We start from the raw sequence: 15,959 nt of genomic DNA on the forward strand, positions 1-15,959 counted from the left end.
GGCTTATTCCTTCACCTGATGAACAACATCGATCACTGAACCGTCGCGATAGCGCACCACGGCAATCACACGGTCGGTGAATTCGATGGGACGGGGTTCACCAGTGAGCTGTTGCGCACGTTCACGCAGCCACTCGATAGATACCACCTTCATGCCGGCTTCTTTCAGGCGTTCCGCCAGTTCCGGACGTGCCGGGTTAACCGCAATACCATGATCGGTAACCAGAATATCGACGCTGGAACCCGGCGTGACGCAGGTCAACACGTTATCCACCAGCGTCGGAATGCGACCCCGCACCAGCGGTGCGACGATGATTGACAACGCAGCGGCGACGGCGGTATCGCAGTGTCCGCCGGACGCGCCGCGAATGACGCCGTCAGAACCGGTCAGCACGTTGACGTTAAACTGGGTGTCGACTTCCAGCGCACTCAGCACAACCACGTCCAGACGGTCTACGGAGGCGCCTTTTGAACCCCAGTTGGCATACTGGTTTGCGCTGATTTCAATGTGATTCGGGTTGCGCGCCAGCGACTCTGCGGCATTGCGGTCGAAGCTCTGTACGTCCAGCAGTTTGCGAATCAACCCTTTTTCATGCAGATCGACGATGGTGGCCGTGATACCGCCCAGCGCGAAGTCTGCGCGGATATCGCGGCGACGCATTTTGTCTTCCAAAAAGCGTGTGACCGCCAGTGAGGCGCCGCCAGTACCGGTTTGCAGTGAAAAGCCTTCTTTGAAATAGCCGGAGTGGGCGATGACCTCTGCCGCGCTGCGGGCAATCAGCAGTTCGCGCGGGTTGGTGGTCATTCGGGTGGCGTCAGCTCCGATTTTATCGGCATCGCCGACCTGGTCTATCTGGACGATCAGATCAACCTGATCCTGGGTAATGCTGGCCGGGTTGTACGGATAAGGCAGCAGTTGTTCCGTCAGTAGCACCACCTGTTTAGCGCTTTCAGCGTCAACGCGGGCATAGCCGAGTGAACCGCAGCAGGCTTTACCGGTGTAGCCGTTAGCGTTACCGAACGGATCGCAGGACGGGACGCCGAGGAAGGCCACATCAATGTTAAGTTCGCCGCTCTGAACCAGATGCACGCGGCCGCCGTGGGAGTGAACCTGAACGGGTTCGGCGAGCAGGCCGCGAGAGATCTCTTCTGCCAGCGGTCCGCGGAGACCGGAAGTGTAAATACGGTTAACGACGCCGTTACGGATATGGTCGACCAGCGGCGCGTGGCAATCGCTCAGGGAGCTGGAAGCCAGCGTCAGGTTTTTAAATCCCATGCTGGCGAGGGTTGCCATCACCAGGTTAATGGTCAGGTCGCCGCCGCGAAACGCATGGTGGAAGGAGATAGTCATGCCATCCTGCAAACCGGAACGGCGGATTGCCTCTTCCAGGCTGGCGCACAGTTTCTGGTCGCGCGGTTTCTGTTCCTGCAGGGCCTGCTTTGCGGCGCTGGTATAGGTGGAAAGGTCGCTTTCAGCCTGGCGGCTCCAGGCTGCTACCCGTTCCTGTCGTTGAGACTGTTCGTTTTTCTGGGTCATTGTTTTTGCCTTATTCTTCGCGGATGCCGGAAAGTTCTGCACGGGAGAGCACCAGACGTGCGCGCTCGATCACCGGGCTGTCGACCATCTTGCCGTTCAGGGAGACCACCCCGAGGCCATCACGGGCGGCGGCTTCTGCGGCTTCCACGACCAGACGCGCGTGCGTCACTTCTTTTTGCGTCGGGGCATACAGGTTGTGCAGCAGATCAATCTGGCGTGGGTTGATCAGCGATTTGCCGTCAAAACCCAGCTGTTTGATGTGGGCGGCTTCGTGCAGGAAGCCCGCTTCGTTGTTGGCATCGGAATAGACGGTATCGAAGGCCTGAATCCCGGCAGCGCGCGCGGCCTGCAAAATAGAACAACGGGCAAACAGTAATTCAGTCCCCTCCGGCGAACGTTCCGTGCGCAGGTTGCGTACATAGTCTTCCGCGCCCAGCGCGATCCCGATCAGACGTTCAGAGGCGTGGGCGATTTCCACGGCGCGAGTGATGCCTAACGGTGACTCGATGGCGGCCAGCAGACCCGTGCTGCCCGGCTCGCGACCGCAGGCTTTTTCAATGCGCAGAATTTCGCTTTCGATATCGATAACATCCTGAGCGGAATCGGTTTTCGGCAGACGAACTACGTCAGCGCCGCCGCGAACGACGGCTTCCAGATCGTTGATCCCCCATTCAGAATCCAGTGCGTTAACGCGCACGATGGTTTCGACGTCGCGATACAGCGGATGCTGCAGTGCGTGGTAGACCAGACGACGAGCGGTGTCTTTTTCACGCAGCGCGACGGAGTCTTCCAGGTCAAACATCAGGGCATCTGCCGGATAGATAAACGAGTTGCTGACCATCGCGGCATTGGCGCCGGGAACAAACAGCATGCTGCGGCGAGTACGCGTTTTGCGCTGTTGCAGAGAAGCGGAAATCATTGGCGATCCTCCCAGGGCAGGGCCGGGATACCGCTGGCGCGCGCCAGTAATGCTTCCAGTCGTGCACGTAAAATGCAGTCCAGTGCGCCTTTATCATCGACATTCAATTGCACGCCGCGCACGTCATACTGCGTCAGAACATCCAGAATGGTGGCGCGAATGGCCTCGCCAAACTGTTTCTCAACGCTGCTGTTGATCTGCAGGTCAATCTCCTGCGTATCGAGAGGGGCGATGCGTATCATCACATCACCGGACTCAAGTGTGCCTGCGACGGCAGCCTGGTTTATTTTCATTTTTCACCTGTTACTAATGCGGGGGTCTTTTGGCGGACTGTCGCGTGAGCGGGTGTGCGCTCAGGCATGCTTTGCAGGTAGTGCAAAGTGGCTGAAGGCACCAGCGACGCGATAGCCGTGAGATCTTTTTTCACGAGCAGTTTGCGCACCAGAGACGCAGAGATCGGCGTCCCCTGGAAACACAGTCGCTCGATTTCCACCAGTTCAATGGGCGGGGCGGGAAGAGTCGGCGTTTCCAGCCAGAAACGCATGTCGTGGTTATACTGGGCGGTTACGCTGCAAAACGGTTCCGTACCGACAAAGCGATGGGTGATCCCCAGCGCAGGTGCCAGATACTGACGAAAAATTTTTAAATCGATTTCGGTGTAGCAATGGTTGATGACGCTTTGTTCTTTAATGAAGTAACACGGGAACGTGGCGCGCGAAATGATGTATTCCGACCCGCGATGAACGGTGAGGTGCGGTATGTCTGCGGTGCCTTTGAGCACCAGGTCGAGTCGGTCCTCATACGGGAAACGGGAGGTATCTTCTTTCACCAGGAACAGATGAAGCCAGTCGCACTGCGCTGCCGCCTGTTGGATTAAATAGCGGTGTCCATTGGTGAACGGATTGGCATTCATCACGATGCAGCCGATTTTCTTGCCGTCATGACGCAGTTTGCTTAATGACTCTGCATAGCGTTTCAGACGTGTGGTGCTGTTTTCCATTAGCACCATGATGCCGGGAACGCGGGTCAGCGTTGAAAATCCGCACTGGCGGAACAACGATTCATACTCAGTTTTGGTATAAATGAAGAGATGCGTGCAGTGCCTTTCGTAGGCGAGATTGATAAGTTCTGTCGCCAGCGTGAGCGCTAACCCCTCGCCGCGTACCGATTCACTAATGGCCACACACTTGATGATATTTCCGGCGATACCGCCGCAGGCGATGATTTTTTCATCACGAGTCACGGTAATAAAAACTTCAACGGTGGTATCGACGCTCAGATCATTTTCTTTCAGGAATTGCGTGATCGCCGCCATCTTTATATTTTCTGAGCGTTTGACGCGCGTGAACACATTATTACCAAACATAGTGGATAAGTCCTGAAGATATATTGTTGTTGCCGGTTTTGTATGTATGTTGTACGGAAATACGATTTTATAACGTTTTGTTTTCATTCCGGGGAAAAGACGATTTTGCAACGGCCTATTTCTTTTTTTCCGGAATGCATACATCGTAAGGAGTATTTTTGAGGTAAATTTTGATTTATTTCACAAACACTTAGATGGTTTTTATGAGTTTAATGGTTTTAAGTTTTTTAATTATTCTTATTACAGATTGTGACGTGGTGTTAAATGACTTAATTGATTTAATGTGGTGAATCTGTAACGATTGTCTTTATTTGCTGCCTGTCTGTATAAAACAATTTCATTACATATGCTGGCGGCTTTTACCGAATTATGCCCATTAAGGAACCGTCATGTTGGTTCAAAAAAATAAAAAGCCGTTTTCTTTTTTTCGCCGACTGGCATTTCCGTTGCGCATTTTTCTGCTTATTCTCGTTTTTTCGGTGTTCATTATTGCCGCGCTGGCACAGTATTTTTCCGCGAGCTTTGAAGATTACTTGAGTACGCACGTTCGCGATATGGCGATGAACCAGGCGAAGATTATTGCCGCCAACGACAGCATCATTGCGGCGGTGAAGGATCGCGATTACAAACGGCTGGCAACCATTGCCGGAAAACTGCAGAGCGATACTGATTTTGACTATGTGGTGATCGGCGATAGTCACTCTATCCGGCTTTATCATCCTAACCCGGAGAAAATTGGCTACCCGATGCAGTTTACCAAGCCTGGCGCGCTGGAGAGGGGAGAAAGCTATTTCATTACCGGGACGGGCTCCATCGGCCTGGCAATGCGGGCGAAAACGCCAATCTTTGATGATGACGGCAACGTTATTGGCGTGGTCTCCATCGGTTATCTGGTCAGCAAAATTGACAGCTGGCGGCTGGACTTCATTCTACCGATGGCCGGCGTGTTTGTTTTGCTGCTGGTGGTACTGATGTTGCTTTCCTGGTTTTTTGCCGCTCATATTCGCCGTCAGATGATGGGGATGGAACCGAAGCAAATTGCCCGGGTAGTTCGTCAGCAGGAAGCGCTGTTCAGTTCTGTTTATGAAGGGCTGATTGCCGTGGATCCCGACGGCTATATTACGGCCATTAACCGTAGTGCGAGAAAGATGCTCGGCCTGCGTTCGCCAGGTCGACAATGGTTGGGCAAACCGATTCATGAGGTGGTTAACCCATCCGATTTCTTTACCGAACAGATTGCCGAAAGGCGTGTGGACGCGATGGTCAACTTCAATGGTCTGAGCGTTATTGCCAACCGTGAGGCGATCCGTTCAGGGGATGAGTTGCTGGGCGCGATTATCAGCTTTCGCAGCAAAGATGAGATCGCCACCCTGAACGCGCAACTGACACAGATTAAGCAATATGTGGAGAGTCTGCGAACGTTGCGCCATGAGCATCTAAACTGGATGTCAACGCTCAATGGCCTGCTGCAAATGAAAGAGTACGATCGGGTCAGGGAGATGGTGCAGGGGGAATCGCAGGCGCAGCAACAGTTGATTGACAGCCTGCGCGAGGCGTTTGCCGATCGCCAGGTGGCGGGCCTGCTGTTTGGTAAGGTTCAGCGCGCGCGCGAACTGGGGCTCAAAATGACGATCGTTCCTGGCAGTCAGCTTCAGCAGTTGCCGGAAGGGCTGGACAGTACCGAATTTTCGGCGATTGTCGGAAATCTTCTCGACAACGCGTTTGACGCCAGTTTGCGTACCGAGCAGGGGAATAAGGTCGTGGAACTGTATCTGAGCGATGAAGGCGATGATGTGGTGATAGAAGTGGCCGACCAGGGATGCGGCGTCCCTGAGGCACTGCGTGAAAAAATATTCGAACAGGGTGTAAGCACCCGTTCCGATGAGCCGGGTGAGCACGGCATCGGACTGTACCTGATTGCAAGTTATGTGGGGCGCTGTGGCGGAACGATTACTCTGGAAGATAACGATCCCTGCGGCACCTTATTCTCTCTTTTTATTCCGAAAGTGAAAAAGAACAATGACGGAACCATTAACCCTATTAATCGTTGAAGATGAAATGCTGCTTGCCGAGATGCATGCAGAGTACATCCGCCATATTCCCGGTTTTAATCAGATCTGGTTAGCCGGTAATCTGGCGCAGGCGAGAATGATGATTGAACGGTTTAAACCGGGCCTCATTTTACTGGATAACTACCTTCCGGACGGGAAGGGGATCACGCTGCTGCATGAGCTGACGGCGTCGCATTATCCCGGCGGGGTGGTTTTTACCACGGCGGCCAGCGATATGGAAACGGTGGCCGACGCGGTACGCAGCGGGGCGTTTGATTATTTGATCAAACCTATCGCCTATGAGCGTCTGGGGCAGACGCTCACCCGTTACCAACAGCGCAGACGGATGCTGGCAGAAAACGACAGCGCCAGTCAGCGACAAATTGATGAGATGTTTAATGCCTATGCGCGAGGCGAGCCGAAAGATGAGCTGCCCACCGGGATTGATGCGTTAACGTTGAATGCGGTTAAAAAGCTGTTTGCTGATCCTCAGGTACAGCACACCGCCGAAACCGTCGCGCAGGCGCTGACCATCAGCCGTACGACCGCCAGACGGTACCTCGAATATTGTGCCAGTCGGCATTTAGTTATTGCGGAAATTGTGCACGGCAAGGTGGGGAGACCGCAGCGAATTTACCACGGTTAATGGCGGCGTATGGCCGGATGAGACATAGCGTGCCCTCATCCGGCAAGGGTTCTGAATCAGCCTCCCGTTACTGCGGAAGAGGTACCCGGCACCATCACTTCGGTCGCAATGATAACGATCAACAGCCCGACCATGACCGGTACGGAGGTGCGTTTTACCACTTCAAAAGGCGAGATTTTTGCCATCCCGGCTACCGCCACGACCACGCCGGAGACCGGGGAGATCGTACGGCCCAGGTTGGATGCCTGTAGCATCGGAATCGACAGATACGCCGGGTTGATACCCGATGATTGTGCCAGCTTAGGAATCATTTCCACGAAAGCGTAGAACGGCGCGTTACCGGAACCGGTGGTCATCGCTGCCAGCATGGTCAGAATCACCAGTACCAGCATCAAAATGATGCTCGCTGAGCCAAACGAAGTGGCGATGGAGATCAGGCTCTGGATGAAGCCAATCGTGCTCAGACCCTGTGCGAAAACACCCGCCGCAACTAACAGCATCACCACGTTCGCAAACGCATCGGCCATACCGCGATACGCCACTTCCAGACCTGAATACACTTTCTGGGTGTTGAAACCCCGGACGAACTCCAGCACTGCCGCAATAAGCATACAGAGCACCAGAATCGTAATGATGTGCAATTGCGGTCCCCACTTACCATCAAAAATCAGCACTCCGATAATCGGCGTAAATGGCAGAATGGCATAGAACGCCGGCGCCGTAGTGGTGATTTCATTTACGTCCAGCATTTCGTGGGCCGCGTTCTCTTTTTTATCCAGATAACGTTGCCAGAAATAGTGGGCTATCGCCATTCCGATGATTGCCGCAATGGAGATCGGCAGTGTGGTTTTAAAGGCAAAATCGATCAGTGGCATTTCGGCTGCTTTGGCAGCCAGCACGACGTCACCGGAGGTAGGGGAAAGGATAATTGCGGCAGGCGAGGCGCAAATGGCCGCCGCGGCACCGCGGCTGATTCCTACGTTGACCATGATCGGGAAAAGCGTCGCCATCAACAATACGCCGAGTCCGGTAGCGGATGACACTGCCAGGGACATCAGACAGGCAACAAAATAGGCGGCAATCATCAACAAATAAGGTGAATTGATGTACTGCAAAGGCTTCGACGCCAGTTTCACGACCATATCGTTCGCGCCGATGTGGGTCATATAAGCGGCAAATCCGCAGAGCATCATGATCATCATGCCAAGGTCGCCACCACGGCTCATCAGCAGGATCTTGATGTATTCAACGATATCCGTCGCGGAATAACCCGTCGTGGTCTCGCTGGAAGGCAGCACTTTATGGCCCATCAGGGCGCTGATAATCAGCAGCACCAGACCGCCAACAAAGAGCACGCCGGTTGCCGAATACCCTTTAATGATGTAGCGCGCTACACCCACAATAACCACAACTCCAATAAGGAGTTCGATAAATGTCAACATTGTTTCCCCTGTCGCGTAGACACCCAGAAGTGAAATTAAGATAATACCAATAAGTTGGTGTAAAAATGTGCCGAATAAGTGTTTGCTACTTGCTGATTAAAATCAATAAACAGAACGATTAACCGTCGGTCGGCGGCTATTTTTTTCGTTGCCGTGATGAAGGTGAAATATTTTATTTTCCAGTCTCCAGGAAAATTCCCTGTTGTTTCATTTTTGTTTTGTTTATGCGGCATCATTGTTAATGAATGGCGGCGAAAGAGTGCTTTCAACGTGACAGAGTGAAAAGCATACAATATCTGACTGATAATCCAGCGATAAATAATACTGCAAAAGATAGGGTTTAATTACGGCATTCAAAATCTTAGAACAATCTGATTCAGGTCTGCATTGCCGCTGTTAAGGTTTCATTCAAGTTATTTTTGGTATAATCAAGACTGAACTTAAGAATGGTAATAAACGTTGTGAGTACAGCTAAAAAATATTTTCTCCTTTTTTCATTTCTTTTTATTCAGTTAGCGATGCTGCCGCGTGCAGTGGCAGAAGAAAAAGGGTGGTTTAATACCTTTACAGACAATGTTGCCGAAACCTGGCAGCAACCTGAGCACTATGATTTATATATTCCCGCGATAACCTGGCATGCGCGTTTTGCCTATGACAAAGAAAAAACCGATCGTTATAACGAGCGTCCGTGGGGCGGTGGTTTTGGCCAGTCGCGCTGGGATGAAAAGGGAAACTGGCACGGCCTTTATATCATGGCTTTCAAAGATTCATGGAATAAATGGGAGCCGATCGGTGGTTATGGCTGGGAGAGCACCTGGCGACCTCTGCCGGATGACAATTTCCACCTGGGGTTAGGTTTTACCGCCGGTGTGACGGCGCGTGATAACTGGAACTACATTCCTCTTCCTGTCCTGCTGCCGCTGGCTTCCATCGGTTACGGTCCGGCAACGTTTCAGATGACCTATATCCCCGGTACTTATAACAACGGTAACGTATACTTTGCGTGGATGCGTTTTCAGTTTTGAACTGTTTAACGGCAATAAAATTCATATAAAACAAAGTGATATAAGCTTATATCAAAAAATAACGCGACATTTATCACTTTTTGCCAAAGTTCGACTGGACAAAGTGAACCACAATTGGTGTACTGGTACCCGACACAGCATTTGTGTCTATTTTTCATGTAAAGGTAATTTTGATGTCTAAGATTAAAGGTAACGTTAAGTGGTTTAATGAGTCCAAAGGATTCGGTTTCATTACTCCGGAAGATGGCAGCAAAGACGTGTTCGTACACTTCTCTGCAATCCAGACCAATGGTTTTAAAACTCTGGCTGAAGGTCAGCGTGTAGAGTTCGAAATCACTAACGGTGCCAAAGGCCCTTCTGCTGCAAACGTAACTGCTCTGTAAGCTTACGTCAGCAAGATTTCAAAACCCGCTTATTAGCGGGTTTTTTTTGGTCTTTAGTGCGCGTTGGAGGCGGAAAATAGCCAGAATGCTAACGCCGTCATCGCAAATGATCCCAACAGGTTGACTAACACATTCAGCATTGCCCAGCCCACCCGACCTTCCTGCAGCAAAAAGACTACTTCCGCCGAAAAGGTAGAGAAGGTTGTCAGGCCGCCACAAAAGCCGGTTGTGATCAAGACTTTCCATACTGGATCGATATTAGTCATTCGACTAAACCATGCCAGTCCCACACCAATAATGAATGCACCCAGTAAATTTGCGGTCAGGGTTCCTATCGGAATCGCCTGATGCATGGGGTTAAACCGCATACTGAGCATCCATCTCGCTACACTTCCTGTGCCACCGCCAATAAAAACCGCTAAAAGAAGTTGTAACACTGCATAATCCTGCTTTTGGTTGGTATATAAGATAAGTGTAACGCTGAATAATCATCGTTGGCGAGCCTGATAAACCTGACCGGAGGAATTATGCTAGTTGCTGCAGGGCAATTTGCCGTCAGTCCTGTGTGGGAAAAAAACGCAGAAACCTGCGTCATGCTCATGTCGCAGGCGGCGGGAAACGGCGCGTCATTGCTGGTTCTGCCTGAGGCATTACTGGCGCGAGACGATACGGATCCCGACCTGTCGGTGAAATCCGCCCAGTCTCTCGAGGGGAATTTCCTGCAACAACTGTTGCGGGAAAGAGCGTCGAATACGATGACCACTATTCTCACTGTTCACGTTCCTTCGCGTCCCGGTCGTGCGGTAAACACGCTGGTGGCGCTGCGTGGGGGGAAAATTGTGGCAAGCTACGCCAAGCTACACCTCTATGATGCTTTCTCCATTCAGGAGTCCCGCAATGTTGATGCGGGTAACGTAATCGCACCGCTGCTTGACGTGGATGGACTCAGAGTGGGGCTGATGACCTGCTACGATCTGCGTTTTCCTGAACTGTCGATGGCGCTTGCGTTGCAGGGCGCTGAAGTGCTGGTGCTACCGGCGGCATGGGTCAGAGGGGCGCTGAAGGAACATCACTGGTCGACACTACTGGCTGCCCGCGCGCTCGATACCACCTGCTATATGATTGCCGCAGGGGAGTGTGGTAACAAAAATATCGGGCAGAGTCGTATTATCGATCCCCTTGGGGTGACGATTTCGGCTGCGGCAGACGTCCCGACGCTTATCATGGCGGAGATCACCGTTGAGCGAATTCGCCAGGTGCGGGCGCAATTACCGGTATTACGCAACCGCAGATTTGTGCCACCGCAATTATTATGACGTTTTTTTAAACACTGCTTGATTCACCTTGTTACAGATTGCTATTGTGTGCGCGCGTCAAATGACCGTTAATATTCTCAGGTTACTAAGGGCGCGCTACGCTGCCTGTTTTAAGTTAAGAAGGTATCTATGGGTGAGATTAGTATTACCAAATTGCTGGTGGTGGCCGCACTGGTCGTTCTGCTGTTTGGTACCAAGAAGTTACGTACACTGGGTGGAGACCTGGGCACGGCGATTAAGGGTTTCAAGAAAGCAATGAATGATGAAGATGCGGGCGCGAAAAAAGACGCAGACGGCAGCATTCAGGCTGAGAAACTCTCTCATAAAGAGTAATACCCGGAGCTAAACGCCTGTCCGTTTTACCCTGATGAGAAAAAACCCGCGATTAAGCGGGTTTTTTATAGGCGAAATGTAAGTATTTATTTCGAAATTACTTCACTTCCATCCCTTTCGCCTGCAGGTCAGCATGGTAAGACGAACGGACGAACGGTCCGCAGGCCGCATGGGTAAAGCCCATCGCCATGGCTTCTGCTTTCATCTCTTCAAATTCGTCCGGGCTGACATAGCGCTGAACGGGCAGGTGGTGACGGCTCGGCTGCAAATACTGTCCCAGCGTCAGCATAGTCACGCCGTGACGACGCAGATCGCGCATCACTTCAATGATTTCCGCATTCGTCTCACCGAGACCCACCATCAGACCGGATTTGGTCGGGATCTCCGGATGCGCTTCTTTAAAGCGTTCCAGTAATTTGAGCGACCAGTTGTAGTCAGCGCCCGGGCGAACCTGACGATAAATGCGCGGCACGTTCTCAAGGTTATGGTTGAAAACGTCCGGCGGAGTGGTGGTCAGAATCTCCAGGGCACGATCCATACGACCGCGGAAGTCGGGGACCAGCGTTTCAATCTTAATCGTAGGACTTTTCTCACGAATAGCGGTAATGCAATCGGCAAAGTGCTGAGCGCCACCGTCACGCAGGTCATCACGGTCAACTGAGGTGATAACGACATAGCGCAGGGCCATGTCGGCAATCGTTTGTGCCAGCTTAACCGGTTCGTTGGCGTCCGGCGCCACAGGGCGGCCGTGGGCCACATCACAGAACGGGCAGCGACGGGTACAAATAGCGCCGAGGATCATAAACGTGGCGGTACCGTGGTTGAAACACTCCGCCAGGTTTGGGCAAGAGGCTTCTTCACAAACAGAATGCAGGCCATTCTTACGCATTGCTGCTTTGATGCCCTGGATACGAGTGGAGTCCGCTGGAAGCTTAATTTTCATCCATTCCGGCTTGCGCAGCAGGGCTTCGCGCTCTGTTGCCACATTTTTGACCGGGATAAGGGCCATCTTATCGGCATCGCGGTATTTAACACCGCGTTCCATCACAATGGGTTTACTCATAGCGTGCGTGTTCCAGTTGCGAATAACGAGGGAAAGCGTTTTGATTCAAGGGAATGTTGTATTTATCAACTATTTTTGAATTCACTACACGCAGTATATCATTTAAACGGGCCTGAAAGCAGCCTGAGTGACCGGCAAAATGTAAAATAGTTGTTGTTTTGTGCCATTTGCCTGGCATCAGTTTTGACCGGGTCGCAACATTTCTTTTTCAGAAGGCGTCGCGGATCACTGCGATGACGTTCTCCAGTACCGGATCGCGTAAGCTCAGCTTGTTGTAGTGCAGTGAGAAGTCGATTTTCTCATGGTTCAGGGATGGATGGGGGATCCGCTGAAGCGGCCAGCAGTGGCTGAACAGCGTGAAGAAGCGCGCGGGCATAATACCCACCAGATCGCTGTGAGCAATGAGTGATGCCAGCGTGAAAATATTGTAGCTGCTAAAGCTGATTTGCCGATCGGGGAACAATTCCTGGATACGTTGGCGCAGGAGCGTGAAGCTTTGTCCTTCGATCATCAGCAGACTATGTTCAGCGTCATCGAGGGCTTCAGGGGTCAGGGTACGCGTCAGGGAAGGGTGATTCTGGCGGCAGACCAGTTCGATTTTGTCAGAAAACAGAACATGGTTCTCTACTGCGCGGTTGCTGTAGATGTGGTTATCAATAATCAAATCACTCTGAAACTGACTGAGTTGCGTTTCGGCATCATGGACGGGAATGTTACGCAGATGCAGTTGTGGATGGCTCGTTTTGATGGCGTGATAAATTGTCGGCATGACCAGCGCTCCGATAGACGGAGTAGTCCCGATAGTTATCGTCCGTTGTTTATCGTAGCTGCCGGTGAGATCCAGCGCGCCGAGAATGGATTCCAGCCCCTGGCTGATATACTCATGCAGATGGGTGGCATAAGTCGTGGGCGTCACGCCCTGGCCTTTTCGAATAAACAGGGGATCGGGAAATATTGTGCGCAGTTTCTGAATGGACTGGCTGATCGCTGAAGGAGTCAGATTGAGAACTTTCGCGGCGTTGACGATTCCTTTATGAACATAAACGGCTTCAAAAATAGTCAGCAGGTTCAGGTCTATATTTCTCAGCGTTCTGAAAATTTGCGGCTTATCTTCGGGTCGGTGTTCGTAGAAATGTCCTTTCGGCTTACTATTTTCACTCACGTTCTAACTCCAATTTAATTCACTTTATAAATAATAGTGATGCTTGTATTTGTTGTAAGCATGTGTTTTGCACCACTATTGTTCATCTCGCGGTATCGATAACCATTTTTATAGCAATGGATTGAAGGTTTAACGTTCGTATAAAGAAAAATCCTACGTCGCTTTTATGACGGAGAAAAATCGTTAAAAATTCAAACTAAGACAAACAGAAAATATAGAAACCAGGAGGCATTGTAAAGCATTTGAGCCGGAAGGGTGACAATGGCCCCCGATTTTTTGGGCCATTGCATTCAATAAGTTAAGCGGAAATATATTCGTAAGGGGGATTATTTAGCAGTGCTAAAATATTGGCTAATAATCGTGGTTGGATATTATCTGTCGTGACCTGGCTATCCCATTGAGATATTTTTGCCATTTCCATGCCGGCATAACCGCAGGGATTAATTCGTAAGAAAGGCGAGAGATCCATATTAACGTTTAATGCCAGTCCATGGAATGAGCAACCGCGACGAATACGCAAACCGAGGGAACATATTTTCTTTTCACCGACATAAACACCAGGGGCATCTGCACGCGGGTGAGCGTCAATATCCAGTTCAGCCAGAGTATTCACGACAGTCTGTTCCAGCAACGTGACCAATTCCCGCACGCCCAGTTTACGTCGCTTCAGGTTCAACAAAACGTACATAACCTGTTGACCTGGTCCATGGTAAGTGACCTGCCCACCGCGATCGCTTTGAATGACCGGAATATCGCCGGGCATTAAAACATGTTCCGCTTTCCCTGCCTGACCCTGGGTGAAAACCGGATAGTGCTCAACCAGCCAGATTTCATCGGGAGTCTGTTCATCGCGGGTGTTGGTAAAGTCGTGCATGGCCTGGGAGACGGGTTCGTAGGGTTGAAGACCGAGCTGGCGGACCAGTATTTTATCCTGAGACAAAACAGCATCTCCGTAGAGAAGTAATCAATGGGGGAGGGAAGTATATCACAGTGAAGAGGAGGCGAGGTGGGCGCCCGAACATGGTCGGGGCCCGAACCTGTATTACAGAACCATACGGACGATTTCGATGTTACCGAGTTCTTCGTACAGCGTTTCAACCTGCTCAATATGGGTCGCGTTGATGGTAATCGAGACCGAGTGGTAATTGCCTTTGCTGCTGGGTTTTACCGTCGGAGAGTAATCACCTGGCGCATGGCGCTGTACCACTTCAACCACCTGTTCAACCAGCTCAGGTAACGCCTGCCCCATAACTTTGTAAGTAAAAGGAGTAGGGAATTCAAGCAGTTCGTTAAGTTTGGTTTTCATGTCAGCTCCGGCGTAACGTAAATAAATAACAACTCCCGTCAGAGGGCGGGAGTTTTACTGATGCTTAGTATATGGGGATGGAAATCACACTTTCAAGTGTTCAATTTTTAACCAAACCAGTGATGGAACATTAACTTAATGTAATCAATGATTTTGCTGAAGAAGTTACCTTCCGGGATTTCCTGCAGCACGACCAGAGGGCGCTGCTCAATGGTTTTACCGTCAAGCTGGAAGTTGATGGTACCGACCACCTGATTTTTCTGCAGTGGCGCATGCAGCTCCGTGCTGTTCAGTACATAGCTGGCTTTCAGGTCTTTCATACGGCCACGCGGAATGGTCAGATACACATCTTTATCAACCCCTAAGGAGGCGCGATCGGTATCACCAAACCAGGACGGTTCAGAGGCGAATTCTTTGCCTGCTTTCAGCGGGTTAACCGTTTCGAAGAAACGGAAACCCCAGGTCAGCAGTTTTTTGCTTTCCGTTTCACGTCCTTTATAGGTACGCCCGCCCATGACCGCGGAGATCAAACGCATCTGACCTTCGGTCGCCGAGGCCACCAGGTTGTAGCCTGCTTTATCGGTATGACCAGTCTTGATGCCATCTACTTTCAGGCTGTTGTCCCACAGCAAACCGTTACGGTTCAACTGACGGATGCCATTAAAGGTGAACTCTTTCTCTTTATAGACGGAATATTCGTTAGGAACGTCGCGGATTAGTGCTTGTCCAATCAGCGCCATATCACGAGCGGAACTGTACTGACCGTCGGCATCCAGACCGTGAACCGTCTGGAAATGGGTATTTTTCAGACCCAGCGCATTCACATAGCTGTTCATCAGACCGACAAACGCATCCTGACTGCCCGCCGCAAAGTCAGCCATCGCGACGCAGGCGTCGTTACCAGACTGCAGGTTAATCCCGCGAATCAGTTGCGATACCGGAACCTGCATGCCTGGCTTCAGGAACATCAGCGATGAGCCTTTAAAGACCGGATTACCCGTGGCCCAGGCATCATTACCGATAGTGACCAGATCCGTTTCTTTAAATTTGCCCGCTTTCATTGCCTGACCGATAACGTAACTGGTCATCATTTTGGTCAGACTGGCCGGGTCGCGACGCGTATCGGCGTTTTGTTCCGCCAGCACTTTACCGGAGTTATAGTCAATGAGGATGTAAGACTCCGCGTCGATCTGCGGAACACCCGGGATCATGGTTTTGATATTCAGGTCATCGGCATGCGCGCCTGAAATAGCGGCTGTACAAAGAGCCGTGGTGAGCGCCATGCGCTGCAGGAAACGAGCGGAAAAAGTGGTCTTCATGGTCTGAACTACGACGTCCGTGATGGAATTAAAAAAAGTGCCCTACTATAGCAAATGCAATACCGGTAGGCATCTGACTTTCCGCATGACTT

17 protein-coding genes are annotated in these 15,959 nt (G+C 51.2%); 6 read left to right on the forward strand and 11 right to left on the reverse strand.

The window, feature by feature from the left end:
* Positions 1–3: 3 nt before the first annotated feature.
* Genes citF through citC form a run of 4 tightly spaced genes read right to left on the reverse strand, consistent with a single transcriptional unit; the run spans position 4 to position 3,821 of the window.
* The gene (gene citF / locus ACQ0PY_RS07010) at positions 4–1,536 is read right to left on the reverse strand and encodes a citrate lyase subunit alpha (RefSeq protein WP_109739998.1); all 1,533 of its coding nucleotides are present in this window, start codon (positions 1,534–1,536) and stop codon (positions 4–6) included.
* Between the two features lie 10 nt (positions 1,537–1,546).
* Positions 1,547–2,455, reverse strand: a complete 909-nt coding sequence (citE, locus tag ACQ0PY_RS07015) for a citrate (pro-3S)-lyase subunit beta (protein WP_109739999.1) — start codon at positions 2,453–2,455, stop codon at positions 1,547–1,549.
* Positions 2,452–2,748 carry a citrate lyase acyl carrier protein gene (citD, locus tag ACQ0PY_RS07020; protein WP_043001438.1) on the reverse strand — a complete coding sequence of 99 codons (297 nt, stop codon included), beginning with the start codon at positions 2,746–2,748 and terminating at the stop codon, positions 2,452–2,454. The genes citE and citD overlap by 4 nt, the downstream gene beginning before the upstream one ends.
* A complete protein-coding gene (gene citC, locus ACQ0PY_RS07025) occupies positions 2,745–3,821 on the reverse strand; it encodes a [citrate (pro-3S)-lyase] ligase (protein ID WP_109740000.1) in 1,077 nt (358 codons plus the stop codon). The genes citD and citC overlap by 4 nt, the downstream gene beginning before the upstream one ends.
* 389 nt (positions 3,822–4,210) lie before the next feature.
* Between citC and dpiB the strand changes: the two genes are divergently transcribed.
* Positions 4,211–5,872 carry a sensor histidine kinase DpiB gene (gene dpiB, locus ACQ0PY_RS07030; RefSeq protein WP_109740001.1) on the forward strand — a complete coding sequence of 554 codons (1,662 nt, stop codon included), beginning with the start codon at positions 4,211–4,213 and terminating at the stop codon, positions 5,870–5,872.
* A complete protein-coding gene (dpiA, locus tag ACQ0PY_RS07035; protein ID WP_043001435.1) occupies positions 5,841–6,518 on the forward strand; it encodes a two-component response regulator DpiA in 678 nt (225 codons plus the stop codon). Before dpiB ends, dpiA begins: the two co-directional genes overlap by 32 nt.
* Before the next feature lie 56 nt (positions 6,519–6,574).
* Here the strand turns inward: dpiA and dcuC are convergent, their stop codons facing one another.
* Complete coding sequence (gene dcuC / locus ACQ0PY_RS07040; protein WP_043001434.1) at positions 6,575–7,960, reverse strand: anaerobic C4-dicarboxylate transporter DcuC; 1,386 nt, start codon at positions 7,958–7,960, stop codon at positions 6,575–6,577.
* 446 nt (positions 7,961–8,406) lie between these two features.
* On the opposite strand from dcuC, the gene pagP reads away from it, so the two are divergent.
* Positions 8,407–8,985, forward strand: coding sequence for a lipid IV(A) palmitoyltransferase PagP (pagP, locus tag ACQ0PY_RS07045; protein ID WP_043001433.1), 579 nt, complete (start codon positions 8,407–8,409; stop codon positions 8,983–8,985).
* A gap of 173 nt (positions 8,986–9,158) precedes the next feature.
* Positions 9,159–9,368 (forward strand): transcription antiterminator/RNA stability regulator CspE, encoded by a 210-nt coding sequence (gene cspE / locus ACQ0PY_RS07050; protein ID WP_000034826.1) that lies wholly within the window; start codon positions 9,159–9,161, stop codon positions 9,366–9,368.
* Between the two features lie 53 nt (positions 9,369–9,421).
* Here cspE and crcB read toward each other — a convergent pair whose 3' ends face one another.
* The gene (gene crcB / locus ACQ0PY_RS07055) at positions 9,422–9,805 is read right to left on the reverse strand and encodes a fluoride efflux transporter CrcB (RefSeq protein ID WP_109740002.1); all 384 of its coding nucleotides are present in this window, start codon (positions 9,803–9,805) and stop codon (positions 9,422–9,424) included.
* Between the two features lie 90 nt (positions 9,806–9,895).
* Between crcB and ACQ0PY_RS07060 the strand changes: the two genes are divergently transcribed.
* Entirely contained in the window at positions 9,896–10,684 is a 789-nt protein-coding gene (locus tag ACQ0PY_RS07060) for a deaminated glutathione amidase (RefSeq protein WP_109740003.1), read from the forward strand.
* 129 nt (positions 10,685–10,813) lie between these two features.
* Positions 10,814–11,017 (forward strand): twin-arginine translocase subunit TatE, encoded by a 204-nt coding sequence (gene tatE, locus ACQ0PY_RS07065; RefSeq protein ID WP_043001430.1) that lies wholly within the window; start codon positions 10,814–10,816, stop codon positions 11,015–11,017.
* Positions 11,018–11,114: 97 nt separating this feature from the next.
* Here tatE and lipA read toward each other — a convergent pair whose 3' ends face one another.
* From lipA to dacA, 5 genes are all read right to left on the reverse strand, one after another.
* On the reverse strand, positions 11,115–12,080 hold the full coding sequence (lipA, locus tag ACQ0PY_RS07070; RefSeq protein WP_109740004.1) for a lipoyl synthase: 966 nt from the start codon (positions 12,078–12,080) through the stop codon (positions 11,115–11,117).
* Positions 12,081–12,288: 208 nt separating this feature from the next.
* Positions 12,289–13,242 (reverse strand): YbeF family transcriptional regulator, encoded by a 954-nt coding sequence (locus ACQ0PY_RS07075; protein WP_044256603.1) that lies wholly within the window; start codon positions 13,240–13,242, stop codon positions 12,289–12,291.
* A 298-nt stretch (positions 13,243–13,540) separates the two neighbouring features.
* Positions 13,541–14,182 (reverse strand): lipoyl(octanoyl) transferase LipB, encoded by a 642-nt coding sequence (gene lipB, locus ACQ0PY_RS07080; protein ID WP_090048726.1) that lies wholly within the window; start codon positions 14,180–14,182, stop codon positions 13,541–13,543.
* Positions 14,183–14,284: 102 nt separating this feature from the next.
* On the reverse strand, positions 14,285–14,548 hold the full coding sequence (gene ybeD / locus ACQ0PY_RS07085) for a DUF493 family protein YbeD (protein WP_042320704.1): 264 nt from the start codon (positions 14,546–14,548) through the stop codon (positions 14,285–14,287).
* A gap of 107 nt (positions 14,549–14,655) precedes the next feature.
* Entirely contained in the window at positions 14,656–15,867 is a 1,212-nt protein-coding gene (gene dacA / locus ACQ0PY_RS07090; RefSeq protein ID WP_043001427.1) for a D-alanyl-D-alanine carboxypeptidase DacA, read from the reverse strand.
* Positions 15,868–15,959: the final 92 nt, after the last annotated feature.

Source organism: Citrobacter sp. LST-B2 (assembly GCF_057983045.1).